At 57.2% G+C, this 25385-nt stretch carries 19 protein-coding genes and 1 pseudogene; 5 read left to right on the top strand and 15 right to left on the bottom strand.

Annotated elements, in window-relative coordinates:
- Positions 1–400: 400 nt before the first annotated feature.
- From QQF40_RS07720 to QQF40_RS07705, 4 genes are all read right to left on the bottom strand, one after another.
- The gene (locus QQF40_RS07720; RefSeq protein WP_285460933.1) at positions 401–2911 is read right to left on the bottom strand and encodes a CoA transferase; all 2511 of its coding nucleotides are present in this window, start codon (positions 2909–2911) and stop codon (positions 401–403) included.
- A gap of 97 nt (positions 2912–3008) precedes the next feature.
- The gene (locus QQF40_RS07715; protein WP_285460932.1) at positions 3009–4646 is read right to left on the bottom strand and encodes a BCCT family transporter; all 1638 of its coding nucleotides are present in this window, start codon (positions 4644–4646) and stop codon (positions 3009–3011) included.
- A gap of 178 nt (positions 4647–4824) precedes the next feature.
- The gene (locus QQF40_RS07710; RefSeq protein WP_285460931.1) at positions 4825–6621 is read right to left on the bottom strand and encodes a GMC family oxidoreductase; all 1797 of its coding nucleotides are present in this window, start codon (positions 6619–6621) and stop codon (positions 4825–4827) included.
- Positions 6622–6710: 89 nt separating this feature from the next.
- The gene (locus QQF40_RS07705) at positions 6711–8228 is read right to left on the bottom strand and encodes a CoA-acylating methylmalonate-semialdehyde dehydrogenase (RefSeq protein WP_285460930.1); all 1518 of its coding nucleotides are present in this window, start codon (positions 8226–8228) and stop codon (positions 6711–6713) included.
- 454 nt (positions 8229–8682) lie between these two features.
- Between QQF40_RS07705 and QQF40_RS07700 the strand changes: the two genes are divergently transcribed.
- From QQF40_RS07700 to QQF40_RS07685, 4 genes are all read left to right on the top strand, one after another.
- Positions 8683–9579, top strand: coding sequence for a LysR family transcriptional regulator (locus QQF40_RS07700; RefSeq protein WP_285460929.1), 897 nt, complete (start codon positions 8683–8685; stop codon positions 9577–9579).
- Between the two features lie 268 nt (positions 9580–9847).
- A complete protein-coding gene (locus QQF40_RS07695; RefSeq protein WP_285460928.1) occupies positions 9848–10216 on the top strand; it encodes a PH domain-containing protein in 369 nt (122 codons plus the stop codon).
- A 50-nt stretch (positions 10217–10266) separates the two neighbouring features.
- Entirely contained in the window at positions 10267–10620 is a 354-nt protein-coding gene (locus QQF40_RS07690) for a hypothetical protein (protein ID WP_285460927.1), read from the top strand.
- 132 nt (positions 10621–10752) lie between these two features.
- The gene (locus tag QQF40_RS07685) at positions 10753–10929 is read left to right on the top strand and encodes a hypothetical protein (RefSeq protein WP_153636045.1); all 177 of its coding nucleotides are present in this window, start codon (positions 10753–10755) and stop codon (positions 10927–10929) included.
- A 397-nt stretch (positions 10930–11326) separates the two neighbouring features.
- Here QQF40_RS07685 and QQF40_RS07680 read toward each other — a convergent pair whose 3' ends face one another.
- The 5 genes from QQF40_RS07680 to QQF40_RS07660 form a co-directional block, all read right to left on the bottom strand.
- Positions 11327–11995, bottom strand: a complete 669-nt coding sequence (locus tag QQF40_RS07680; RefSeq protein WP_285460926.1) for a DUF938 domain-containing protein — start codon at positions 11993–11995, stop codon at positions 11327–11329.
- A gap of 171 nt (positions 11996–12166) precedes the next feature.
- Entirely contained in the window at positions 12167–13219 is a 1053-nt protein-coding gene (locus QQF40_RS07675; RefSeq protein WP_285460925.1) for a glycosyltransferase family protein, read from the bottom strand.
- A gap of 291 nt (positions 13220–13510) precedes the next feature.
- Positions 13511–14545, bottom strand: a complete 1035-nt coding sequence (locus QQF40_RS07670; protein WP_285460924.1) for a glycosyltransferase family protein — start codon at positions 14543–14545, stop codon at positions 13511–13513.
- The gene (locus tag QQF40_RS07665; RefSeq protein WP_285460923.1) at positions 14545–15432 is read right to left on the bottom strand and encodes a phytanoyl-CoA dioxygenase family protein; all 888 of its coding nucleotides are present in this window, start codon (positions 15430–15432) and stop codon (positions 14545–14547) included. Before QQF40_RS07665 ends, QQF40_RS07670 begins: the two co-directional genes overlap by 1 nt.
- 148 nt (positions 15433–15580) lie before the next feature.
- A complete protein-coding gene (locus QQF40_RS07660; RefSeq protein WP_285460922.1) occupies positions 15581–16495 on the bottom strand; it encodes a hypothetical protein in 915 nt (304 codons plus the stop codon).
- A gap of 167 nt (positions 16496–16662) precedes the next feature.
- On the opposite strand from QQF40_RS07660, the pseudogene QQF40_RS07655 reads away from it, so the two are divergent.
- Positions 16663–17650, top strand: a pseudogene (locus QQF40_RS07655) (IS481 family transposase).
- 272 nt (positions 17651–17922) lie between these two features.
- Here the strand turns inward: QQF40_RS07655 and QQF40_RS07650 are convergent.
- The 6 genes from QQF40_RS07650 to rfbD form a co-directional block, all read right to left on the bottom strand.
- Positions 17923–20202 carry a glycosyltransferase family 2 protein gene (locus QQF40_RS07650; protein ID WP_285460921.1) on the bottom strand — a complete coding sequence of 760 codons (2280 nt, stop codon included), beginning with the start codon at positions 20200–20202 and terminating at the stop codon, positions 17923–17925.
- A complete protein-coding gene (locus QQF40_RS07645; protein ID WP_285460920.1) occupies positions 20199–21152 on the bottom strand; it encodes a sulfotransferase family 2 domain-containing protein in 954 nt (317 codons plus the stop codon). Before QQF40_RS07645 ends, QQF40_RS07650 begins: the two co-directional genes overlap by 4 nt.
- Positions 21152–22546, bottom strand: a complete 1395-nt coding sequence (locus QQF40_RS07640; RefSeq protein ID WP_285460919.1) for a glycosyltransferase family protein — start codon at positions 22544–22546, stop codon at positions 21152–21154. The genes QQF40_RS07645 and QQF40_RS07640 overlap by 1 nt, the downstream gene beginning before the upstream one ends.
- A gap of 96 nt (positions 22547–22642) precedes the next feature.
- Positions 22643–23191, bottom strand: a complete 549-nt coding sequence (gene rfbC / locus QQF40_RS07635) for a dTDP-4-dehydrorhamnose 3,5-epimerase (RefSeq protein WP_285460918.1) — start codon at positions 23189–23191, stop codon at positions 22643–22645.
- Positions 23192–23567: 376 nt separating this feature from the next.
- Complete coding sequence (gene rfbA, locus QQF40_RS07630) at positions 23568–24458, bottom strand: glucose-1-phosphate thymidylyltransferase RfbA (RefSeq protein WP_285460917.1); 891 nt, start codon at positions 24456–24458, stop codon at positions 23568–23570.
- Positions 24459–24566: 108 nt separating this feature from the next.
- Positions 24567–25385 (bottom strand): dTDP-4-dehydrorhamnose reductase (rfbD, locus tag QQF40_RS07625; protein ID WP_285460916.1); only part of this gene is annotated, 819 nt, incomplete at its 5' end.

The following is a 25385-nucleotide window of genomic DNA, read 5'->3' as shown; positions in this document are numbered from 1 at the left end:
ACGCGAACAGGCCGCCGACACGTCAATGTCGGCGGCCTGTGGGTCTCAAGCGCTCATGAGCGGCGACTGTCACGAAGAAGCCAGCACCTGACGCGGCAGTCTTTCCACCTTTGCATCGCGAGGGTCACGCCAGCCGATGCACCACTATCAAAAGCAGCATCATCAACGTTCACTTCGTGTCACAAGAGGGTCAGCGCTTGAGCACTTCTCATGCTTCGGAAGCTGCTCCCTGCCAGCTCAGGGTCAGACAAGCCGGCCTTGAGCGATCAGCACTGGCTGACGTGATGGGTCACGAAAACGCCCCACCTCATGGATCACGAGATGGGGCGCTAGAACGTCCAGGGCGCTATCGACTACCTTCAGCCGGTGGCCCTCGGTGAACAAGTACCGCAGGGCGGGTTCAGCTCGGCAGATACTCCTCACTCCAGCTTTCGGACACCACGCCCTCCTCGATCAACTGGTCGATCTCTTCGTCGCTGTGATCAAGGTCCTTGAGTACCGAGCGAGTCGAAGCGCCGTATTTCTCGGCCGACGAGAGCGGGTAGATGCGTCCTCGCCGCGGACGGATGGCATAGGGATCAAGCTGAGTGATCTCGTGACCGCTGGGGTGGTCCGAGTAGACCGAGAACGAATAGCTGCCGGCATCAATCCCGGTTCGCTCGCCAGCCGGATGGGCGTTGTAGGAGCGTAATGTCTCCAGGTTCTCGCACACGGCCGCTGCGATATCCGCCGCCTGCAGCCGCTCGACCCAGTCACTGGCTCGCGCGCTGATGAAACGCGGTGCCAGATAGGCGGCGCGCTCCTCACGCGGCATTTCCGGCAGCTCTTCCAGCCCCTCGACCTTGCGGAATTTTTCCAGCTCCGACTCATAGACACTGACCAGCAGGATGCCATCGGAGGCCGAATAGAAACGCGCCAGATCATCGTAACCGGTCGCCTCACGCCCCGAGGGCTCGTCGAACAGGCCACGGCGCTCATAGTCATAGCAGAACGGCAACTGGGCCAGTCCGCTGAGCGCCGACAGCGAGGTCTTGATGCGCGAGGTGCGGCCGGTCTTGAGCTTGCGATACAGCGCGGTGGCAATCCCCAGCGATGCGCCAAAGCCGCACATGACATCGATGGTGCCGACGTGGGCGTGCTCTTCCGGGGTGTCCATGCTGCCGCCGAAGCGCAGCATGATGCCGGTGGTGGCCTGCACCAGATCGTCATAGCCGAGGTAGTTGGTGCGCGGCCCGGGCAGCACGCCACTGAAGCAGTCCAGCTGACAGAAGACGGCGTCCGGATTCAGCTCGCGCATGGCCTCCTCGCTCAGTCCCATGGAGGCCACCTGTCGGTCGGTGGCATTCCAGACCACCACATCACTCTGACGAATCAGCTCATCCAGGATGGCGCGCCCGCGAGGCTGTCTGACGTCGGTCAGTAGCGAGCGCTTGGAGCGCATGTGCGACAGGCCGAAGATGACGGTATTCCAGCAGTCATAGAACGGCCTGGCCGGGTCGACCTTGATGACCTCGGCACCGAAGCGTGCCAGATAGGCTACCGAGTGCGGCCCGGCGATCACGTTGCACAGGTCCAGAATCTTGACGCCTTCCAGCCAGCCATCGCGGGCATTGCGTGCCCGCACCCGTGGCAGCTTGGTCTCGATGCGGGTCAGCACCGACAGCGCATGCGTGACGCTCACCCAGCGCCGCGGCCTGGGCGTCAGCATCTCCTGGCCGCTGTCGGCCATCCACACCATCGGGCCGGGCTGGATCATCAGCCCGAATTCCGGGTCCTCGACCTCGACCATCAGGCCCGCCGTCTCAGCGTGGTCATCGTGGATCCACTCCTGCAGCCAGCGCTGCGGCGCACCGGGGAACTTGCCCTTGCCGAAGATCTTCTCCCATTCCTTGGAGGTGCGCGTGAGGAAGACCTCCTTCATGCGCGCCGCGATATGGTCCGCCCAGGACTTGGGCAACGGATAGACGCCCAGCGACATGTCGGATTGCCATTCGCTGCTCGGGCGATAGGTATCCGGCTCCTCGCTCATGCCTTCGGCGACCAGCTCATCGTAGAGGCCCAGTACCTTCAGGCAGCGCTTGGCGTGCTCGCGGTGACTCGGACAGACTACATAGAACATGCGGCCATCCTTGCACTTGTAGCTGCGATAGAAGGGATCGAGCAGCTCCTGCAGCTCGTCGTAGTCGAGATTCATCGGCTGGCCTTCGATACGCCGACGTTCGATCTCCTTCTCGCGCTGGGTCTTGTAGCGCTCCGGCAGGCCCTCGATCTTGATCGAGTTGTAGCAGAGCCCTTCCATCAGCGCGCAGACCAGCGGTACCTCGATCTCGTCGCCCATGCCGGTCCGCTCGCGGGCCTGTAGCGCCAGTACCACCGAGGAAGCCGCCAACATGGTGCCGTAGGCCGAGCCCAGCGGCAGCGGCGAGAAGGACGGGTTGATGCCCATCAGCACCCGGTTGAGGCCCATGTCGGTGAAGACGCCGGAGTTGGCGGCGATCACGCTCTCGAAGGCGCGCCAGTCGCGGCGCAGGGTGTCATTGGAGGCAAACCCGGGAATCGACAGCGTGATCAGCTCATTGCGCTCCTCGCGCAGTGCCTGGAAGTCGATGCCCAGCCGCTTCATGACCCCGGGGCGGAAGCTCTCGATCACGATGTCGGCCTCTTCGATCAGCGCCAGCGCCTGCTCGACGCCCTCCTCGGACTTGAGGTCCAGCGAGACGATCAGCTTGTTTCGATTGAGCGTGGCGTTGGCCGGCGATTGCCACATCGGCCCGCCGGGCGGGTCGACGTGAACCACGGTGGCGCCCAGATCGGCGAGAATCATGGCGACGGCGGGGCCCGCCATGTATTGACCGAAATCGATGACCTTGACGTCAGTCAGCGGCAGGCGGGTTTCGGAGTGGATTGTCATCGGTGCGGTCCTTCTGTCCGGGGGCATGCGGGTCGCGTCAGCCCCGGTGAGCGTCATGTGTTGAGAGCATGTGTTGAGAGAGTCAGGAAAAGTGCACTCAGAGATACTTGGCGTCATCGCGCGGGCTGGGGGTCTCCAGCACAAGATGCGGTTCCAGCACCTTGCGCGCGAAGTCCTGGCGCAACCAGCGCACCAGCGACCAGGTCAGGATGAACAGCACCGGAATCATCGGCAGCGCCACCACGATGGTGGAAGTCTGCACCGCCTTGAGGCCGCCCAGCTGGATCAATGCCACCCCGACACCGGCGATCAGGAAGGCCCAGATCAGGCGCACGCTGCGCTTGGGCTCCTGATACCCGGAGAGCTCACGGGTGGTCACCGACGCCAGCACATAGGCCGAGCTGTCCAGGGTGGTGGCCAGGAAGATGAAGCACAGCAGGATGAAGCTTGCGGTGATCAGCTCGGAGAACGGAAGCGTAGCGAGAATCGCGGACACGGCGCCGGGGATACCGCCGCCGCTGAGTGCAGCCGCGACATCCAGGGTGCCACTCACCTGCAGGTCCAGCGCATAGCCGCCCCAGACCGCGAAGAACACCCAGCAGCCCAGCGAGCCGAACACCAGCTCGGCGATGATCAGCTCACGAATGGTGCGCCCCCGCGAGATACGGGCGACGAACAGCCCCATCATCGGCGCGTAGGCGATCCACCAGGCCCAGTAGAAGACGGTCCAGTCCTTCCAGAAGGTCGAATCGCCCACCGGGTCGGTCCACAGGCTCATGGTCACGAAGCTCGACAGCATGGTGCCGAGACTGTTGACCCAGCCTTCCACCATGAACAGCGACGGCCCGGCGATGAAGGTGAAGGCCAGCAAGGCGATGGCCAGAATCACGTTGATGTCGGAGAGAATCTTGATGCCCTTGGCCAGCCCGAACCACACACTGGCCGAGAAGATCGCCGTCCAGATCATCAGCACCCCAAGATTGAGCGCAAAGGACGGCTCGATGCCCAGCAGATCACCAAGCAGTCGTGATACCAGCGGCACCGCCAGCCCCAGCGAGGTACCGACACCGCCGACGATGCCGAACACCACCACGGCATCCAGCAACACGCCCCACCAGCCGTCGGCACGCTTGCCGAGCACGCCGCTGGAGGCCACGGAAAGACGCACGCCCGGGCGATTGCGCACATACATGGAATAGGCGATGGGAATCGCCGGCAGGCAATAGAACGCCCAGGGCGTCAGCCCCCAGTGAAACTGGCCATAGGCCAGCGCCCACTCGGCTGCCGCATCGCTACCGGCCTTGACGTCAAATGGCGGGCCGGTGAAATAGTAGATCGGCTCGACCCATGCCCAGTTGACGATGGCGATACCGATGCCGCCGGCAAAGATCATCGCGACCCAGCTAAAATACGAGAACTCCGGCGTGTCCTGCGGGCCGCCCAGACGGACGTTTCCGTAGCGGCTGAATGCTAGACCGATCAGGAACACGACGACGGAGAAGCCCGCCAGCAGGTAAAGCCAGCCGAAATTGCCGGTCGCGAAGGCGAAGGCGGCATTGACGGCCGCCTCACCGGACTCGGGAAACAGGATGATGGGGATGATGAGGCCGGCGATGACGAGCACCGAGGGCAGAAATACCCGCCAGTCGATCTCGTCACGGGCCTTGTGAGAGGCGCGGGGGTCGCGTGTCGGGCTCCCGCTGCCGGAAGCCGTCTTGGGCGCAGAACTGCTCATGTTGATCACCGTTATTGTGGTTATGCGGTTCGGTGTTGAGACGCGGGGAGCTCCCTGCGATTGGCTTTTCGCAAGGTCTCCATGCATGGCGTATCGGAAAAGTCATGATGTGGGTGGAGAAAGATGGCCGCCGAGAGACCGGACGCCGAGAGGTCGCCCGTCGAAAGCTCGACCGTTGTCAGGCCGATCGCGACAGTGGCTCATCCACATTGGCACTGGCGGCAGACTCCAGGATCCATCCCGCGGCTTTTTCCGCGATCATCAGGGTCGGCGAGTTGGTATTGCCGCTGACGATGGTCGGCATGATGCCGGCATCCGCCACCCGCAATCCCTGGATCCCACGTACACGCAGACGGCTGTCGACCACCGCCATCGGGTCATCCGCGCGCCCCATGCGCGTGGTGCCCACCGGATGGAAGATGGTGGTGCCGATATCGCCGGCGAGCCTGGCGAGCTCTTCATCCGTCTGGTACTCGACCCCCGGCTTGATCTCTTCGGGCTTGTAGCGCGCAAGAGCAGGCTGGGAGGCGATACGCCGCGTGACCCGCAAGGAATCGGCCGCGACCTTGCGGTCTTCCTCGGTGCTCAGGTAGTTGGGCGCGATGGCCGGGGCCTGACGCGGGTCGGCGCTCTGCAGACGCACCGTGCCACGGCTGGTGGGGTTGAGATTGCAGACACTCGCGGTGATCGCCGGGAAGGGATGCAACGGCTGCCCGAAGGCCTCGAGGCTCAGTGGCTGGACGTGGTACTGGATGTTGGGATGGGCGTAGTCATCGCTGCTGCGCGTGAAGGCCCCCAGCTGTGACGGCGCCATGCTCATCGGCCCGGAACGCTTGAACAGGTACTGCATGCCGATGCCCATCTTGCCCAGCAAGGTGCTGGCCATGGCGTTCAGGGTCTTGGCATTGGTGACCTTGTAGACCGAGCGGATCTGCAGATGGTCCTGCAGGTTCTCGCCGACGCCGGGCAGGTCCTTCACCACCTCGACGCCATGTTCCTCCAGCAGTGCTCTGGGCCCGACGCCCGAGACCTGCAGCAGGTGTGGCGAGCCGATGGCGCCGGCACACAGCACGACCTCACGCTTCGCCGAGAGGTTGATGACCTTGCCGTCACGCACGACCTGCAGCCCCGTGCAGCGCAGATCGGTAGCTTCTTTCGCCGACCCTGTTTCAGCCCCCGTGCCCTGCTCGCCGCCCGTGAACAGCAGACGATTGACCTGGGTGGAGTGCCACAGGGTCAGGTTGCTGCGCTTGAGCGCCGGGCGCAGGAAGGCCTTGGCCGTGTTCCAGCGCCAGCCCGCACGCTGGTTGACCTCGAAATAGGCCACCCCTTCATTGCTGCCGCGGTTGAAGTCCTTGGTGCGCGGAATGCCGGCCTGCTCGGCCGCACTGGCGAAGTCATCCAGCACTTCCCAGTTGAGGCGTTGACGCTCGACGCGCCACTCCCCGCCGTGACCATGGAAATCACGCTGCTCAGGATCACTGCTGGCGCCGTCATCCAGCAGCGCGTGATCCTCGTGACGCATGAAGTCAGCCAGACACTGCTCCCAACGCCACTCGTCGTCTCCGGACACCTCGGCCCAGTGATCGTAATCCCGCGCCTGGCCGCGCATGTAGATCATGCCGTTGATGCTGGAACAGCCGCCCAGCGTCTTGCCGCGCGGATAGATCAGCGAACGCCCGTTGAGGCCCTTGTCCGGCTCGGTGCGGAACATCCAGTCGGTGCGCGGGTTGTTGATGCAGTACAGATAGCCCACCGGAATGTGAATCCAGTGGTAGTTGTCACGTCCGCCCGCCTCGACCAGCAACACGCGGTGGTCAGGGTTGGCGCTGAGGCGATTGGCCATCAGGCAGCCGGCGGAACCGGCGCCCACGATGATGTAATCGAATTCAGAGAGATCGTCGCCCGGTTTGGCGGGGCGAGCGTCCTGCTCGCCCTCCGGGGATCGATGCGGGTTGTTCTTGTTGTCTGACATGGCGCGTCCCTCTCCAGACAGCTGGCGTATGCTGGTAGGTAACCAGAATGCATATGGCGACAGTGCTGATGACCGCAGTCGCGAGCGACTTACCTGGCCGTCGGCATGGCGAATTCGGCACCGGCATCGATGGAATCCGACCAGCGCTGCATGATGGACTTCTGCTTGGTATAGAAACGCACACCCTCTTCTCCGTAGGCGTGGGTATCCCCGAACAGGGAGCTCTTCCAGCCACCGAAACCGTGCCAGGCCATCGGGACCGGAATCGGCACGTTGATGCCGACCATGCCGACCTGAATGCGGCGCCCGAATTCCCGCGCGACACTGCCGCTCTCGGTGAAACAGCTCACGCCGTTGCCGAATTCATGATCATTGATCAGCTGGATGGCGGTCGCGACGTCCGGCACGCGGACACAGGCCAGGACCGGGCCGAAGATCTCTTCCTTGTAGATAGTCATGTCCGGCGTGACGTGATCGAACAGCGTACCGCCCATCCAGAAGCCTTCAGTGCTGTCGCCGCCAATGTCGTTGCCGGTGAACTCACGCCCGTCGACGACCATCTCGGCGCCTTCCGCGACACCCTTTTCGATGTAACCGCAGATACGCTCATGCGCCTGACGGGTGACGATCGGACCCATCTCGGCGTCCAGGTTCATGCCGTCCTTGATCTTGAGCTCGCGGGCACGCTCGGCCAGACGCGGCACCAGGGAGTCCGCCACATCGCCCACCATCACCGCGACGCTGATGGCCATGCAGCGCTCGCCGGCAGAGCCGTAGGCCGCGCCGATCAGGGCATCCACCGCCTTGTCGAGATTGGCGTCCGGCATCACCACCATGTGGTTCTTGGCGCCACCCAGTGCCTGGATGCGCTTGCCGTGACGTGCGCCGCGCTCGTAGATCAGGTTGGCGATGGGGGTCGAGCCCACGAAGGACAGGGCGCGCACCTTGGGGTGATCGATCAGCGCCTCGACGGAATCCTTGTCACCCTGCACCACGTTGAAGACGCCATCCGGCAGGCCCGCCTGCTTGAGCAGGTCCGCCATCATCAGCGAGGCGCTGGGATCCAGCGGGCTCGGCTTGAGCACGAAACTGTTGCCTGCCGCAATGGCGACCGGGAACATCCACATCGGCACCATCACTGGGAAGTTGAACGGCGTGATGCCGGCGACGACGCCCAGCGGCTGGCGCATGGTCCAGTTGTCGATGCCGGTGCTGACCTGATCGGTGAAGTCACCCTTGAGCAGCTGCGGGATACCGCAGGCAAATTCGACGATATCGATGCCACGTGCCACTTCGCCCTGGGCGTCAGTGAACACCTTGCCGTGCTCGCGGGTGATCGCTTCCGCCAGTTCGTCCTTGTGCTCGTTAAGCAGCGCGAGGAACTTGAACATCACCCGGGCACGACGAATCGGCGGCGTGTCAGCCCAGGCCGGGAATGCGGCGTCGGCAGCAGCCACGGCGGCATCGACATCACTGTTGCGTGCCAGCGCGACCTGGCCGGTCACCTTGCCGGTGGCCGGATTGAAGACATCCTGAGTGGCGCAGGAGTCGCCTCGGGTCACCTGGCCGTTGATGAAATGCTGGATGGCGTTGGCTGCTGTCGTCATGGTGCTGATCTCCGCTGGCGGTGTTTTATAGGAATAAGCCTGTGTAATGCACATGTCTGGCGCTGAAGGTCCTTCGCCTGGTCAATGACGAACGAGGACATGCCATCAGCAGGTGTTCATGAAATTACGCCGCCACGCGCAGGGTGCAATTGAGTAATTCTTGGGTGAGATATAACGATTGCTGATATCCAATTTTTCTCATAAACGCCTTCGCTCTCCTCGAGAGCCAGAGCAACAGTTAAGCGTTTACAATCAGTCACTTGCAACGAAGAAGAAGGAAGAGTTTTCGACAGCGGCGGGCGATTCGATCACGAGGGCTGTCCCGGGTGAACACGGCTTACCGCGACCAATGGCCAATAGGTGGCAGAGAACGCATTCAGGCCACAATGCGGGATGCTGGGCCAGCAGCACCTCTCTTGCCGGCCAGAAAATGCCAAACACATGGATGTCACTGATGCAGGATCTGTCCCGACTCAATGCCTTTGTCACCGTGGCGCGCACAGGGAGCGTGTCGCGAGCGGCGCAGGCGTTGCACCTCACCCAGCCCGCGATCAGCCTAAAGCTCAAGCAATTGCAGGAAGGTCTGGGGTTGAGCCTGTTCGAGCGTCACCCCCATGGCCTGTTGTTGACGGCTGATGGCCAGGCCTTGCTGCCCAGTGCCGAGAAGACCCTGGCCAGCGCGCGTGGCTTCGAGCAGGCCGCCGCGGCACTGCACAGTACAGTGCGCGGCAAGCTGCGCATCGGCACCATCGTCGACCCGGAATTCATTCGTCTGGGCAGCTTGCTGCGTCATCTGCTGGAGCGTGCGCCCAATCTGGAAACGGAACTCCACCACGGCATGAGCGGCTGTGTCCTCAAGGCACTGCGCCAGAATAAGCTGGAAATCGGCTTCTACCTCGCTCCCCCCGGTGAAGGCCCTCGCGATGACTCCCTCTGTTATCGCGAGCTGGCATTCTTCGACTATTTCATTCTCGCCCCCAGCGGCTGGTCAGCGCGCCTGACGGAGACTGACTGGCCTTCCCTGGCCGCCCTGCCGTGGATCGTGACGCCTGAGAATTCCGTACACTCACGTCTGCTGGCGCATGCCATGCGCGACAGTCAGTGCACCCCTCACCGCGTGGCGCAGGTGGACCAGGAAGTCTGCATGCTGGACCTGGTACGTGCCGGCGTCGGTCTGACACTGGCTCGCGATGTATTGGCGCTGGCCGAGCGTCAGGAGCGCGGCCTCAATATCGTGCCGGACACCCGCCTGCCCTGCGCCTTGAGCGTGGTGTGGCGTCACGACAAGCAACACGAGCCCTGTGTCGAAGCCGCCCTGCAAAGCCTCCAAGAAGTCTGGCCATCTGAATAAGGGCGCTGGCCTCCCGAGATCGGTCAGCAAGCTTCACACTGAGCAGCGAGGCCGGTGTACGTTCCCATGTTCTCCATTCTTGCAGCACACTCGAAAGCGCCAGAGCTCTAGTGGCAGGGCACGGGACTACTCCGTTGGCGCGATATGGATTATTCTAGTCGTGATAGGGTAAAAGTCGCATGTCTCGCCAGAGGCCAAGGGAAGGCCCCTTCTCATGCGCTATCGAAGTATCCCCAGATGGCAGCACTTCGAATCACAAGGTAATGCAATGATAGACTTCAATAATAAAGGCTTTTTTAAACTCAAACAGAACGATGAATATGCCGAACGCGTCAGTGACCTGCTGATCGATGGCGAAGAAATCATTTCAGCTTATAAATCAATGCGTGACGGGGTTGTATTTACCAACAAGCGTATTATCGCTGTCAATGTTCAAGGATTGACAGGCAGCAAGAAAGATTTCACCTCTCTCCCTTACAAGAAGATTGAAACCTACTCCATCGAAACTTCCGGCACCTTTGATCTTGATTCAGAGCTCACGATCTACTTCTCGGCACTCGGTACGGTGAGATTTGAATTTACCGGCAAGACACGCCTTACCGAAATCGCACAAGTCATCACCACCTATGTGTGTTGATTCCCTGCTGCTTCAGTTGTGAATTCCTTTGATCAAACGGGGTTATCCAGATGAGTGACATATCAGTCGAGCAATTCGAAGAAAACATGAAACGCGAACTCGACAAGTTCGTGCGCACCACCAACAGAACCGCCAGCTCCACCTCCCGAGACACCTCCCCTCGCGCTCGTCCTGAAGCCCCACGCGCCAGAGAGACCACCACCCCCCTCAAGGGGCTGAGGGTGACGCTTGGCGTCAAGCAGAAGCGACTGGCATTGGAAGAACCCTTCACGGTGCAGACCGACAGCATCTCGCGAATGGAAGCGCGCATTCATGCCGAGAAAGCGGCACGCAAGGCTGGCTGGAAGATCATCAGCCACGTGATCGACTGGAATGATACCGAGCGAGAGCCCGACGTTCGCTGATACCTCGGCCACTACGCCTGAAGGGGATGAGATCGGTTGCGCCACTAGCCCATATCGAGATTACCGAAAGGCAATCACGCCTCGGGCGGCATAGGCTCTGTAGACACACTCACGGTCTAGAGGGGTATGCGCATGAAACACTTCGATTCATTGTTCTCGCTGTTCGCGGCGGTCCTGTTGTCAGCCCTCCTGCCCTTTACTATGGGAAGTGACGCGAGATCTGCCTCTCACGATCCGCAACCTTTCTTATCCCCTCTGACAGAAGGCTCGCTCAAGGAAGACGACGGAGAAGAAACGCCAGACGCGTGATTCACAACCGTCGGGCTGGCCTGGTGTGTGGCAGACGTGCGCTGATAATTGCCACATCTGGCCTTTCGCGACGCCTTCATCTGGAAGCGCGTGTCCCGGTACACCACCTTGCTCGATGCTGCCGCTGAGCCACCTCACAAGCCGGCGCGATCGCTTCCGCTTGCGGCGACTCCTTGCACGCAACCTACAGAAGCAGGGTTACCTGTAATTCGTCGCGGTGGAGTGGCTGTGGTATTCCCCATATCAAGGCAGACATATCGGCTGCATCAATAGAGAGTTATAAATAGCTGGATAGCGGCCCTTATTGAAGGTGGGTCGGCAAATCAAGCGCTTGCGCACTGCCTGGATGACGCGTTTCCCACCCCCTCTGACGGCCCACTGGCCGCCAGAGCAAGCGCTAACGCCGAAAGACCACACTCAGGTTGTTCGCCGGCATCTCGACCACCCTGTCGAGCCGCAAGCCGTTGCGTTCCGCTTCCTCGATGACCGCTTCCAGGTCACGCACGCCCCATAGCGGGTTGCGGCTCTTGAGTCGCACATCAAAGCCTTCGTTGCTCGGCGCCGTATGCTGACCTCCCCGCTTGTAGGGGCCGTAGAGATACAGCACACCGTACTTCGGGAGGCGTCGACCGGCCTGCAACATCAGCTCGGACGTGACCCGCCACGGCGAGATATGGATCAGATTGATCGCCACCAGCGCATCGCAGGCCACCTCAGGCCACTCGGCCTGCACATCCAGCGTGATCGGCGCCTTGAGGTTGGGCAAGGCGGCTTCGGTGCGCCAATCCGCGATGGACTCCAGCGCACGCGGACTGGCATCGCTGGGCTGCCACGCCAGATGAGGCAGGCCGTGGGCGAAATGCACGGCGTGCTCACCGCTACCACTGGCCAGTTCCAGCACCTCACGCCGCTGTGCCAACACATCGCGCAGGACATCAAGAATCACATCACGATTGCGGGCGACCGCTGGGCTCGCGAGACGCTGGCTATGCGCCACCTCGACATCCTTCTGCGACGACTGCGACGCTTCGCCAGGCAAGTCATCGGGTAACTCGGGGGTGGCCATGCAGCACTCCTTTCAACAGGCAAATGACTCAGAACGAAAAGTTGGCTAAATCATAACAAAGCGCCGCGCCCCTGAGGGGCGCGGCGCTTGAGCGAACAGTGATTGGGCAGGCTATCTCTTTGTGGCTTTCTCGTTTCGGCGATCTGTAGCAGGCCATCATGGATGAGGCCGCTAGCGGGCACGCGCCACCGTCGAACGCGCGCGCCAGAAATCCAGTACCCGCAATGGGTCGCCCACTTCATGAGCCCTGTGTTGCGCGTTGTGCGCCATGGCACGCGTCGCATCACGATCGCCCAGCAGGCGCTCGAGGGCGGCAGTCCATTCTGCTGGGCCATCCCCCACCAACAGGCCATCGACGCCGTCATCGATCAGATCAACATAGGGCGCCCGTCGACTGTAGATGCCCACCCCGCCCATACGGGTGATATCGAGAAATCGCAGCCAGGAGGCGGCGCGGTTGTCAGAGTTTTCCATCAATGGCGCCAGCCCGATGGCGATCCGACGCCGCGAGCAATAATCCTGAAAGGCCTCCCAGCTTACGGCCTCCATCGTCTTGAGGCGGGGAATATCGCTGAGCGCCAGCGGCAGGTGGCGGCCCATCATCAGCTCCACCTCACTATCCGAATGCCGCGTCTGGATATCGCGCAGCACCGGGGCCAGCGTGAGGATGTCCTCACGATGTGACAGAGTGCCGTGAAAACCGATGCACCAGTCGCTCTGCTCGAGATGGTGAAGATCCGGCAGCTTGCCGGTCAGTGGCGGCGTCAACAGGCTGACCTTGGGATGCAGACTCGCCAGAGCGGCCTTCAGCTGCTCGCTGACCACGACGATCTCATCCGCCAGCGCGAACAATCGCTGTTGCAATTGGGCAGCTTCAGTCTCAGGGCCTGCTTCAGGGATGGAGGTGTCTTGCTCCGATGGCAGCAACTCAGGCGAATACAGATGATCGACGAGGTAACAGATGCGACCGTGCTGCTCACGGTGTTGCTCCAGCATCTCGATCCATTCTCGCCCCAGGCTACGCGCGATCAACAGGCAGGCACCGGAGAGGCGCGCCTGGGCAAGTTTGGGGGAGAACTTCCAACGGCGGGTTTCAAAACGCTCGACACGTGTGCCTTCCTTGCGCAACGCGGCCATGGCAGGCAGGAAGAAGTAGATATCTTCCAGCGCCTGGGCTTCATCACTGAGTACGATCCAACGAGGAGTGGTCGGGAAGGCGGTCATGTCAGTCTCCTTTACTCGAGGCATTCATGGTCCCGGCACGTTCGGCGTCACCGCCGAACAAGCGCGAGCGAGAGCACACACTGACCCTGGGACGCTTACTTTGAGCTTAATGATTTCTGGACATCACACCACTCAAAATTTGCTGGCATGTAGCGGATGTAATCAACGTGTTAACTGCGTTGAGCGCCAAATCGCCGCTGGCAGTGACGGATTGGAAGGCCCCGGCCCCATAAACGACAAGACCCGCAGGGGTAGCTGCGGGCCTTGTGGGTTGGGATCATCTCGCTCAAGTCAGCGTGAACGCCAAAAGTTCGTACACTCCTCTACAGCGCCAATATCTCGGGCTTTCTGCAATGCCCGCTCTGCCATGGCCTCGGTTGCCTTTCGATCTCCCAGCAACCGTTCGAGTGCCACCTGCCAGTCAGCAGGATCATCCTCCACCAGCAAGCCGTCGACGCCGTGTTCGACTATCTCGGTATAAGGTGCTCTGCGGCTGTAGATACCAACGCCACCCATTGCCGAGATATCGAGAAACTTGATCCATGACTTGCCGCGATTGAAGGGAGTCTCGAGCAACGGAGCCAGGCCGATCTGGATACGCCGTGTTGCCTGATAATACTGGAAGGCCTTCCACGGAAGAGCCTCTGGCGCTTCCAGCCGGTCAATGCCGGCAAGAGCATCCGGCACGTGCCGTCCCATCATGACCTCTAGGCGTACTCGGGGATGCGACTCCATCACCGACGTGAGTGCGGGTGCCAGGTGTGCGATGTCATCACGATGCGCACGCGTACCGTGATAGCCGATGGTCCAGTCAGGCTGAGTGAAATCGGCCGGCTTCATTGCTGCCGCCAGCATTGGCGGTGTCAGCAGCGAGACATTGGCGTGCTCTCGCCCAAGCTGAGCCATCAGCGAATCACAACAGGCCACTACCTCATCCGCGAGCGCCAGCAACGCCGGTTGGCGCTCAGCCAGGCCAGTCAGACGTGTGACATAGGCGGCAGGCAAGCCATCGGTACGGGTCACGGCACCAAGATCATCGTCGATCAGATAGACGATACGCCCGAAACGCTCCCGATGCCGTTCGAGCAGATGCACCCAGCGCTCGCCCAGAGAGCGCACGATCAACAGATTGGCACCTGACAAGCGCCGTAAAGCCCATCGCGTCGGCAGGTGGTAGCGGCGTGTGTCGAAACGCTCGACGAAAGCCCCATGCTGGCGAAGTGCTGGTGCAGCCGACTCAAGAAAGTAGATGTCCTCGGTGGGTCGAGCACCATCACTGAGGACGATCCACCGCACGCCTGCCAAGGGCGAAGCTTCGGCCGACATCAGGACGGGTCCTGCGCACGCGAGGAGTCACGTGTCACGACATGCCAAGAGGACTCGACGCCACGCGCTGCGGCACGCCTGTCATCCCTCGCACGCTCTGCCTTCAGAACACGGTACTGGAGGCGATTGAGCCATTCCCCCCCCAGCCCCGGCAACGGCAGGAAGGGTGTCGTGCGACTCATTCCCCACAACGCCAGACGCGAACTGCCTGCCTCGGCAGGGCCACGGCCATGCATGCCGAAGGTGTCAGCGATCAGCAGCGTGTTGGCAGGCACCTTGAACAAGGTGGGCGCATTGAGATCGAAGCGAGCCAGTGCCCCTTCCTCGACACGGAAAGACCCTCGCTGGGTATAGCGATTGGCATGCTCACGCGCCGTCAGACTCATGTGATATTCCCAATCCAGTCGGCCCTTGTTCAACTGCGTGGACTGAGGCACGAACATAAAAGGCCCGTTGCGCTCACTCACCTCCTCCAGGTAAAGCCAGAACTTCATGGTCGGCTGAAAGGTATCCACGTGCAGGGACTTCTGCGGGTCGGTCTCATCACTCTCGCGGGCGCCGTTGAACACCTTCTCGAGATGCATTATGGGCAGGCGACGATGGCCAGCGCAGAAACGCAGCAGACGTTTGAGCTGAGGGTCAGCCAGCACTTGCCTAGCCACCGGCAGCTCGCTCAAGGTCTCCGGGTCCAGCAATACGCGATGCGTACGGGTATCACCCTGACAACATTCACGTACCTCACCGGGGCCGTGATCGTGCACGGTTTCAAGCTCCGCCTTGAGCCGCGCGAACAGCTCTGGCGGCAGGAAGTCCTGCTTGAGTAGATAGCCATCACGCAGATAGGCCTCACGCTCCGCTCTCGGCACGCCGCGACTGAGCATGGCCATGCGCCAGCGCATGATGCGAGACGCCGCCTTCACCCGCCAGACGTGTAATCCACGACGATTTAGCCCCTGATGGCCGATGACAGGATTAGCGACGAATGACTTGGCACCGGTTAAACAAAGAATAAAATATTTAGGAAGTAGTATAAAATCATTTTTTTGGGGCATTTGTTTCTCTCAAATACTCTTCAAATACACTCAATAGATCGCAATCACTAGACACCTCCTTCACTTGACATTTATATCCATACTTAGATACAACAGCATCTCGTATTACACCCAAGTTACGAGCCTCATAAACACAGTCATCTATTTTCATATAGTCATATCCTTGATGATTATAATAAATAAAAAAGACATCGCTAGCTGACTCGCACATTCTATTCATGCGAGCTATTCTTTTGTTCATAATATCATTTATAGCTTTTATGTTTTCTACAGGATCAGAAATCCCTTTACTCAACTTCGAGTCTGCGCTTTTATGCCAATTATAGTGAGCTAAGACATAATTGTGGAATCTATCTAAAGTATAATATCCACGTGTGGAATCCAAAAAATTATTTAGATCATTTTTTTTTGAAGATGAAACAAACTCATCAATGTCATGATAATCAGATCTTCTAAAATGGATATATTTTTTACTGAAACCATCAATCAAGTTTTCTTTTTTTATACATACGTCATGACCGTGTTTGGAACTCACACCGCAATTTACTAAATCAACCTCACCGTTAATAATAATACTAGCGACAGAGCTTGATGGAAAAAAACCATTATCAAAAGGTAAGCTGGCTTGTAGGATAGAGTTTTTTCCTAATATTTTTTTTGTATAACATCTAAACCCAATAGGTATTATCGCCAACTCACCATTGGATACCCTTTTACTTATAACCTCAAGCTTGTTATTTCTATCTTTAACAATCTCGTAATATTTTAACAACTTAGCCTTAATAACCTTTCCCGTTGGTCTCTCGGACAACGCCATTTCCATCAATTGTAGAGATAGATTTATGTCTATACTTTCTAGTTTAACTGCAGCGTCACGCAAAATATCTGCTTTTTTCATAATTAACTCACTTGGTAGTATTCTGGACTCATAGAATAACTGTAGGGTCTCGGATGTTCAATTGACTAGAATAAGCGCAGGGTCTCGGATGTTCAATTGAACCAGAATAAGCTATCCTTTGCTTGCTGCCAGAGGGCTTCTTCGTCAGTTCGTTCAGGAGCATCGAGATGGACATCAAGCTTCATAAGCAAGCTACTACCACACCCAAGGTCCGTGCTGAGATCCAGGCCGCTCCTGCCCACATCCCGGACACGGTATTGGCGGAGCGCTTTGGCGTGAGTGATATGACCATCCGCCGGTGGCGGCATCGAGACGACGTCTATGATCGTCCTCACACGCGTCATAACCTCCTGGCCACACTCAACAGGGAGCAGGAAGAAGTGCTCATCGCCGCCAGAACGTTCCTTCGTCTGGGGCTGGATGATCTCCTCGTGGTGGCTCGTGAGTTTCTTCATCCGACCCTTTCCCGCGCAGCCTTGCACCGGATGTTGAAAAGACGGCAGGTGCCGACACTTGCCGAGCTGGCACGCCAGGACCAAGAGGACAACAAACAGGCTCCCAAGGCATTTCGGGACTACGAACCAGGCTACCTGCATATCGACATCAAGTACCTGCCACAAATGCCCGATGAGACCCAGCGGCGGTACCTGTTCGTGGCCATCGACCGCGCCACACGCTGGGTCTATCTTGAGGTGCGCTCCAGCCAGTCAGCGAAAGACGCAGAGGGGTTCTTCCATCGCGTTATCGACAAGGCACCGTTCAAGGTTCAGAAGGTGCTGACAGACAATGGAAAGTGCTTCACCGATCGTTTCACGTCGGGCGGTGAACGTAAGCCGACAGGAAGCCATCTTTTCGACAAGGCCTGTGCACAGGATCATGTCGAACACCGGCTCATCCGTCCGGGTCACCCCCAAACCAACGGGATGGTCGAGCGCTTCAATGGCCGTATCAGCGATGTGCTGACGACTCGACGCTACGAATCGAGGGAGGATCTGGAGCAGACACTCAAGCGTTACTGTTGGCTCTACAATCACTGCATCCAGCAGAAAGCATTACATCATCAGGCGCCGATATCAGCCATGAAAGATTGGCAAAAAAAGGCGGCCCAAGCTTTTCCACAGGCGGGTAATCAATCAGGCGAGACCCGACAGCTAACGATTGAGTCGAACATTCTCGATGGCCAAGGCCTGCTCTCGGGTCGAGGCACTAATACCTAGCGGTCGGCGAGTGCCAAAGTCTCATCCTTTTAGATTTGGGAGTAACAGTTACGAGTCTTCTTCGTCGATGCTAATTTCCTTGCCATAGTTCATCTCGTTCAATTTACTTCCTTGATAGGTGTCCAATATCATTGGACAAGTACAAATTTTGTTAATCTACGAAATCATACAGCAAGCCTAAAAGTAAATAGGCACCAGCTACAAATAACTTTATCGCAGCGAGAAATCCTCATGCACCAACGTCAGATTGGGGTTATAGAAGGGATCTTTCGTCAGCTTCTCCCCCCAGGTGTTCAGCATATAGGAAACTTCTCTCTGAGCACGTGCCTGCTTCTCGGGGTTGTCATCCTGACCTCGAGAGACTGACTCGTGATGATAGAGTTCCGCGTAAGGTGTCCAGAGGTTACGGTAGCCAGCCTCTCTCACCTTCAAGCAGAAATCGACGTCATTGAAGGCAACAGCAAGATGCTCTTCATTGAGTCCGCCAACAGCCTCGAAGACCTCACGCCTGACCAACAGACAGGCTGCCGTGACGGCACTCAGGTTCTGCGTCAGCATCAACCGGGAGAAGTAACCGGCTTCCGATCTATGAAAATACTTGTGAGCGTGGCCGGCGACACCGCCGATACCAAGAATCACTCCGGCATGTTGAACGGTATTGTTGGGGTAATATAGCTTGGCGCCGACACAGCCAATCTCTTCACGCTGTACTTGCCCCACCATCTCATCCAGCCAATCGCCATTGATGGGCTCGATATCGTTGTTGATCAGCCCGATGATCTCGCCACGAGACTCGCTCACACCAAAGTTATTGATGGCAGAATAATTGAAGGGATGATTCCACTGCAGCACTCTCACCCGTGAGTCACGCTGACCGACTTCCTGCATGAAGGATAAGGTCTTCTTGCAAGTGGATTCGTTGTCCAATATCAAAAGCTCGAAGTGTGTATAGGATGTTTTCTCCAACAAGGCCTCGACGCACGGCTTGAGGATATCCACACCATCGCGGGTCGGCACTATCAAGCTGACAAGAGGCCGCCCTCTCACAGGCCACGTGACGCGGTAGGTATTAGGCAGGCTTCCGGAAGTGACAGACGCAGGTAACGAAGCCTGTGCCAGGTGATCACGCACGGCCTTGAGCCCCGCTTGACTGGTATATTCCTTCGCCCCGCTATCCAGCGCGGTAGACCCTTTACCGGCACGCCAGTGATAAAGCACTCTGGGGATGTGAACAACCTGCGCTGCGGACAGGCCATTCGTTACCCGCAAAGCGAGATCATGGTCCTGACTTCCCTCATATCCAGCCCGAAAACCGCCGACTTTCCGCACCAATGGCGTCGAATACACTCCCAGGTGAGACAAGTAATTTTGAGACAGCAACAAGTCAGGGTTCCAACCGCTCTTGAAATGAGGGTCATGGCGTCGGCCCCGCTCATCCAGCTTGTCTTCATCGGAATAGAACACCAAGGCCTCAGGTGCCTCGTTGATGGCCTGTGCCACGAAATACAGCGCTTGAGGTGCAAGGACGTCATCATGGTCAAGCAGCGCGACGAAATCTCCTGTCGCCATTCCCAGAGCCGTGTTGCTGGCATGAGAGATATGTTGATTGCGATCATGAGCGGCGACTCGAACCCTTTTATCGCGCACCCGGTATTCTTCAAGAGTTCGAGTCAACTCTTCATCTCCGGAGGCATCATCTACCAGGCAAATCTCAAGGTTGCGATAACTCTGTGCCAGTACGGAATCCATGCAGGCACGGAAGTTCTCGAGCTCAGGTCGGTAGACAGGCACCAAGATGGAAATGAGCGGTTCACGCGCCAAGGGCCTCTCCCTTACAGGCGCCTCATTTGTTGCGATCCAGGCCTGATAATCCCCTTGGCCACGACGATTGTGGAAGGTATCGGCATAACAGCTCATCAACCATTCTTCAGAGGTCTGATAGCCATGAGCGTGATACTGCGTAGCAAGTTGATTCACCATGTCTTCGAGAGACATTCCTCTGAAGTCATGATGCAGCCGCACGACACGCTTTCGGATACGATCGCGAGCAAAGCCGGGGGTAAGCAGGATCAGGCGTAGATGCTCCACACTGAAGCTTCCTGGAGCGTCGACAGGATCAAACCTCAACCGAGTACCACTTTTGCCGATATGGATGATGCGTTTGGAAATCCGGCCATTCTTGATAGGCAAAGAGACACTATTTTCATTGGAGTATCCGTGTCCCTCATTGAGATACAGTCTTGACTCTCTCGCAGCGGTCGCATGTAGCACTGTCGCTTCCAGCATGTACCAACCTGGCAGCCAGGCTTTTGACAGCAATAATACTTGAGGATCATCAGATACGGACAATAAGCCATCAGAGTCCGGGTCAGGGGTGATATCACGATATTGATCGAAATCAGGCTGATGACGGATGGAAAACAATGATTCCCAACAACGTTCAAATCTGGAATAGAAGAATGACAAGATAGACACCACCAATTTGTTCATTGCTTGAAATCAAGTACTACCTGAAGACTTGTCACTTCCCTCAAACAGTATTGCCCCGGCTTGAGACGCCCTGTTCCGAACCTGAATCCCACGTAACCTTTTCTGGGAGCTCCCAATCCATGCGCCTCAGCCGAAAACTCCTTGGCCAGGATATCATCCATCGCCATAGTGCATCTGCCTTCGGCGTCGATACGACAGACTTCCAGCTCTACCATATCATCAGAATCTGGCCACCAGACATATCCACTGATGGCATGCGGGTGCTTGTCTGTACGATAAGCCAATGGAGCTTCCCCCATCGCTAGAACCTTCAATCGACTATCCAGCAACATGTTCGCTTGACGATAAAGATGTAGATCTTGCTTGTTTATTTTCTCAATTGACTCACGATGAAGACTGATCAAGTCCTTATATTCAACACGCGTAGCAGAATTGGCATTTGCGGTACGCGTCTCCAACCGCAAATCAAATCGTGCATTGATGACTTTCAATGACTCTTCATATCGCTCCGTAATGCCAACGGCTCCCATACACCCCAAAGGTTGTCCTGCGAGGAGTTTCCATTGGCGGTTTTGCATGTTTGGCTGGCGATAGAACGCCTCGAAATCATCAGTGGCACCATGGTGACGACGGGCATGTAGATATTCGGAAACGACGCGAGACACAGGGTCTCGCACAAAGGTGCAAACTCTACCAATGCCATAATGAGGCAAGTATCGCATGATAGAATAATGTCCCGTCATGAAGGTGATATCGGGTGCCTTGATGATCAAACGGCTGACATCCTTGAGACCATAGGTGGCTTCCTTGACAGCAGCAGTAGTGACTCCAGCACCGGCCCCATAATCTCGCTCGACCTTTCGGAAACGACGAGACCTAGAGGCGACTACTTCTTCAATACTCTCTCGGAAGCTGGTACCAGCAGTTTTGGGAATATGTACGAATAACATCAATAATCTTCCATGGCAGGAATGGAAGGGAGCATATCCAGAGGCACCATGTAGTCATGCCCCCCAATAGTGACTTTCAGGGATTCAATCTCACCTTCCCACTTCACGTCAGATCGAAATATGAAACCACAGCCTGCAGGTGCCCGCTCAAAAGCTTCACTCGCAAGGTTCGACGAACTAGCTGAAACGGATAGCGAATATTCACGTCCCGAGGAAGAAAGCAGTATTGCCTCAGTGATCACTTTTAGTGTATGGATATTGAAGCCATATCCCTCGAGAACTATTTTATCATCAGAAAATGATATATTATTGACAATTACATAGTTGATACTTGCAGGCTTCGGTCCCCAATTCAACTTTCGACGTAGTCGCTGTATGCCTTTGTCCGTGACTGAGTGGAATAGCCCTTGGTAGCGGGCAAAAAGATGACAGTCATCATTTTCCAATTTGGAAAGTACCGTCTCATAACGATCAGTCACGAAAACACGTGAGACGACCTGCAATGATAGCAAGTCTGGGGCCATAAAGTTTAACCAGGCCGCCTCATAGGCGTTAATAAGCTGCTGATCTATATTATAACGCTTCGCTTTCGTGGACTTTGGGTCAGGCCGATACCCAAGACGATTCAACTTGAGAGGTCGAGTATCATTGGAAGCATGTCGACGCCCTTTATCAAGTGATGAGAGATATTCATGCTGAGAGCGATAGATACGATGATAGATGAACGCTCCTGCAAGCCGCTTCTCTCTCACTTCAAACTGTTGACTGCTCAATAATGAACGTTCGTGTTGATCATCTTCCAATAATTTGAAGGGTCGTCCATCGGCGAGATAATAACTATCATCACCTTTTACCTTGGCGGTATGAATATTGATTCTATCTACCTTGGCAGAAGTTCTGACCAAGCTTTTCACATGTCGATTATTATGCACCCACATCAAATCAGAAAAGGGGCGAGAGAAGGCAGGCCTCAAATGAAGCGGAGTATCGATTGCCCAGTTAAAAGCCACTACATCAGCCTGTTTCAATTCTTTTTTAGCGAGATATTCATGAATTGATGACTGAAAATCGTGGGGAGTCCAGAGCTCATCGAGATCAATAAAGAGTACATGGCTGAAGCCCTGACGACGTGCCTGACCAAAAGCAGTATTGTAGGCTTCTGTCTGAAAATTTCTTCCTTTGCGATTGCATGCTACCAAGAGATCATCTGCCTTCACCCAACTGAACTTTTTCTGGGTATGAGTTTCCAGTGATTTGCATACAGCAATAGAATTATCAGAAATATTATTTAGCCATACTTCGCAAGCATCAAATCCAAAATACAGATGATGAAAGCACCATTCTGGTAGATAGGCCGCTTCATCTTTCGCTATAGCTACGACCTTGATCTTCATAAACCTACTCTCATCGAAATCAGCTGCAAACAAAAGCGCCTCACCCCCTTCAGGAGTGAGGCAACAAACTTACCTGCACGGTCAATACTCAGTGCTTCAAGCAAAGACAGCAGCCATCTCGAAAGATTCACCGTCTTCATCCTTCCCCGATAGCTGGGGGGCTTCACCATTCACCAGCGGCCACTCGATACCCACACTGGGGTCATTCCATTTCAGCGAATACTCATCACCCGGTGCGTAATAGTCAGTGCACTTGTACTGGAATTCGGCTGATTCGCTGATGACATAAAAACCATGAGCGAACCCCGGCGGCACCCACAACATATGTTGATTGTCTTCGCTCAAGTGAGCGCCTACCCATTGCCCGAAGGTCGGGCTGCTCTTGCGCATGTCGACGGCCACATCGAAGACTTCACCCTGTGTGACACGTACCAGCTTGCCCTGCGGCTGATTCAGCTGGTAGTGCAAGCCACGCAGGATACCCTGACGGGATTTGCTGTGGTTGTCCTGCACGAAGGTGTAATCACCGCAGTGTTCGACGAATTCGCTCTGACGGAAGGTTTCCATGAAGAAACCGCGCTCATCACCGAACTTTTGCGGGGTCAACAGCACGACATCCGGGATGGCGAGTTTTTCAAAATTCATCCGGGAATTACTCCTTGTCTAGGATAGAAATAGCGTTGGCAGCGAGGTGGCTCATCGCCTTTCGCGTCCAGCCACCTTTTTGCCAAGTCATATCTCGTCAAGCGGTCTTGTGGTACTGGCGGCGTTGAATGGTACATACATCGCAAGGAACACATACCTTACCGTCATATCACCGCTCGCCAGGGTACCCATAGCCGCCTGCCATAAAAATTCCCGCAGTTGTCGTCATGATCGGGACGACTGCGGGAATTTGACTACATTAGCATTGCCTTTAGCCAATTCGTACCAAAGGCATGACACAACTAATCATGTGCTTTCATTGCAGGACATGTCATTGCAGGGCAAGTGAATGCAGGCTGTATCATCGATCGCTGTATCACTGATTGCCGCGACGCTTGTCATCCAGACGCTTGAGCAGGTACTGCCCGTAACCGGTCTTCTTGAGTGCCGTGCCCTGTTCCTCAAGCTGCTCGTCGGTGATCCAGCCATTGGCCCAGGAAATCTCTTCCAGGCACGCCACCTTCAAGCCCTGGCGATGCTCGATGGTCTGCACGTACTGGCCAGCCTCCAGCAAGCTGTCATGGGTGCCGGTATCCAGCCACGCGAAGCCACGCCCCAGGCGCTCGACACGCAGATCACCACGCTCCAGGTACGCATTGTTGATGCTGGTGATCTCCAGCTCGCCACGCTCCGACGGCTCGACGGACTTGGCGATCTCGACTACGTCATTGTCGTAGAAGTAGAGGCCAGTCACGGCATACGGTGACTTGGGCTTCAGCGGCTTCTCCTCGATGGACATCGCCTTGCCCGACTCATCGAACTCCACGACACCGAAGCGCTCCGGGTCCTGCACCAGATAGCCGAAGACCGTCGCGCCGCACGGCTGGTCCGCCGCACGCTTCAACTGATCCGAGAAGTGCTGGCCGTGGAAGATGTTGTCACCCAGCACCAGACAGACAGAATCATCGCCGATGAATTCCTCACCGATGATGAAGGCCTGCGCCAGGCCATCCGGGCTTGGCTGCACGGCATATTCGAAGCGCACGCCGTACTGCTCACCATTGCCCAGCAGCTTTTCATATTGCGGCAGATCTTCCGGGGTGGAGATGATCAGGATCTCGCGGATACCGGCCAACATCAAGACAGAGACCGGATAGAAGATCATCGGCTTGTCATAGATAGGCAGCAGCTGCTTGGAAACACCGCGAGTGATCGGATGCAGTCGTGTACCGGAACCACCGGCGAGGATGATGCCCTTGCGCGCCATATCAAAATCCTTGTCGTATCGACGTGTAGCGTTTCATTCGAAGAAGATCAGGTGCCGCGTGATGCCACACACTGAAGATGACCTGCCAATGTGACAGAGACAGCTGACTCAGCGATCCAGATGTTCCTTGAGCGTCAGCGCCAGCTGAGACTGCCAGTCAGGCAGCTCGAGGCCAAGTGCCGCCTCGAGTTTCGTCAGCGCAAGACGAGAATTCAGCGGGCGTGTCGCCGGTGTCGGGTATTCCGCTGTCGGGATGCCACCCAGCGTATCCGGGTCTATCGCCAGCGTTTCCCCCTGTGCGATGGCCAGACGGAAGATACTCTGGGCGAACCCGTGCCAGCTGGTGGTGCCCTGCGGCGCCAGGTGATAAAGCCCGGAGTCGATCCGTTGGTGCAGTGCCTCACAGGTGAGCTGGGCGATCAGGCGAGCCGGCGTCGGCGCACCGATCTGGTCATTGACGATGTTCAGCGTATCGCGATCACGCCCCAGCTTGAGCATCGTCTTCATGAAGTTGTTGCCACGGGCGGCATACACCCAGCTGGTACGGAACACCAGATGACGACAGCCACTGGCCAATACTGCCTCATCACCGGCCAGCTTGCTCTCGCCATAAACCGACAGTGGCGCCGTCGGGCTATCTTCGCGCCAGACCTGGTCACCATCACCGGGATAGACATAGTCCGAGGAGTAATGCACCAGTGTCGCACCCAACACGCTGGCCTTTTCTGCCAGCAATGCCGGCAGCTCGGCATTGAGACGCATGGCCCCCTTGCGCTCCTCTTCTGCCTTGTCGACGGCCGTCCAGGCCGCTGCATTGAGGATCAACTGGGGCTGCCAGGTGTCAATCAGTGCGGCGACAGCGTCAAGATCACTGACATCGATGTCGCTGCGGTGCGGCGCATGCACCTCACCGAAGGGAGCGAAGCT

Origin of the sequence: Cobetia sp. LC6, assembly GCF_030264805.1 — a bacterium.
Taxonomy (GTDB): Bacteria; Pseudomonadota; Gammaproteobacteria; order Pseudomonadales; family Halomonadaceae; genus Cobetia.
This window is presented reverse-complemented; position numbering and strand designations above follow the sequence as displayed.

Bases quoted from the DNA above. Each gene is read 5' to 3' on its own strand.
- QQF40_RS07720 (WP_285460933.1), bottom strand. From the start codon at position 2,911: ATGACAATCCACTCCGAAACCCGCCTGCCGCTGACTGACGTCAAGGTC.
- QQF40_RS07715 (WP_285460932.1), bottom strand. From the start codon at position 4,646: ATGAGCAGTTCTGCGCCCAAGACGGCTTCCGGCAGCGGGAGCCCGACA.
- QQF40_RS07710 (WP_285460931.1), bottom strand. From the start codon at position 6,621: ATGTCAGACAACAAGAACAACCCGCATCGATCCCCGGAGGGCGAGCAG.
- QQF40_RS07705 (WP_285460930.1), bottom strand. From the start codon at position 8,228: ATGACGACAGCAGCCAACGCCATCCAGCATTTCATCAACGGCCAGGTG.
- QQF40_RS07700 (WP_285460929.1), top strand. From the start codon at position 8,683: ATGCAGGATCTGTCCCGACTCAATGCCTTTGTCACCGTGGCGCGCACA.
- QQF40_RS07695 (WP_285460928.1), top strand. From the start codon at position 9,848: ATGATAGACTTCAATAATAAAGGCTTTTTTAAACTCAAACAGAACGAT.
- QQF40_RS07690 (WP_285460927.1), top strand. From the start codon at position 10,267: ATGAGTGACATATCAGTCGAGCAATTCGAAGAAAACATGAAACGCGAA.
- QQF40_RS07685 (WP_153636045.1), top strand. From the start codon at position 10,753: ATGAAACACTTCGATTCATTGTTCTCGCTGTTCGCGGCGGTCCTGTTG.
- QQF40_RS07680 (WP_285460926.1), bottom strand. From the start codon at position 11,995: ATGGCCACCCCCGAGTTACCCGATGACTTGCCTGGCGAAGCGTCGCAG.
- QQF40_RS07675 (WP_285460925.1), bottom strand. From the start codon at position 13,219: ATGACCGCCTTCCCGACCACTCCTCGTTGGATCGTACTCAGTGATGAA.
- QQF40_RS07670 (WP_285460924.1), bottom strand. From the start codon at position 14,545: ATGTCGGCCGAAGCTTCGCCCTTGGCAGGCGTGCGGTGGATCGTCCTC.
- QQF40_RS07665 (WP_285460923.1), bottom strand. From the start codon at position 15,432: ATGGCCATGCTCAGTCGCGGCGTGCCGAGAGCGGAGCGTGAGGCCTAT.
- QQF40_RS07660 (WP_285460922.1), bottom strand. From the start codon at position 16,495: ATGAAAAAAGCAGATATTTTGCGTGACGCTGCAGTTAAACTAGAAAGT.
- QQF40_RS07650 (WP_285460921.1), bottom strand. From the start codon at position 20,202: ATGAACAAATTGGTGGTGTCTATCTTGTCATTCTTCTATTCCAGATTT.
- QQF40_RS07645 (WP_285460920.1), bottom strand. From the start codon at position 21,152: ATGTTATTCGTACATATTCCCAAAACTGCTGGTACCAGCTTCCGAGAG.
- QQF40_RS07640 (WP_285460919.1), bottom strand. From the start codon at position 22,546: ATGAAGATCAAGGTCGTAGCTATAGCGAAAGATGAAGCGGCCTATCTA.
- rfbC (WP_285460918.1), bottom strand. From the start codon at position 23,191: ATGAATTTTGAAAAACTCGCCATCCCGGATGTCGTGCTGTTGACCCCG.
- rfbA (WP_285460917.1), bottom strand. From the start codon at position 24,458: ATGGCGCGCAAGGGCATCATCCTCGCCGGTGGTTCCGGTACACGACTG.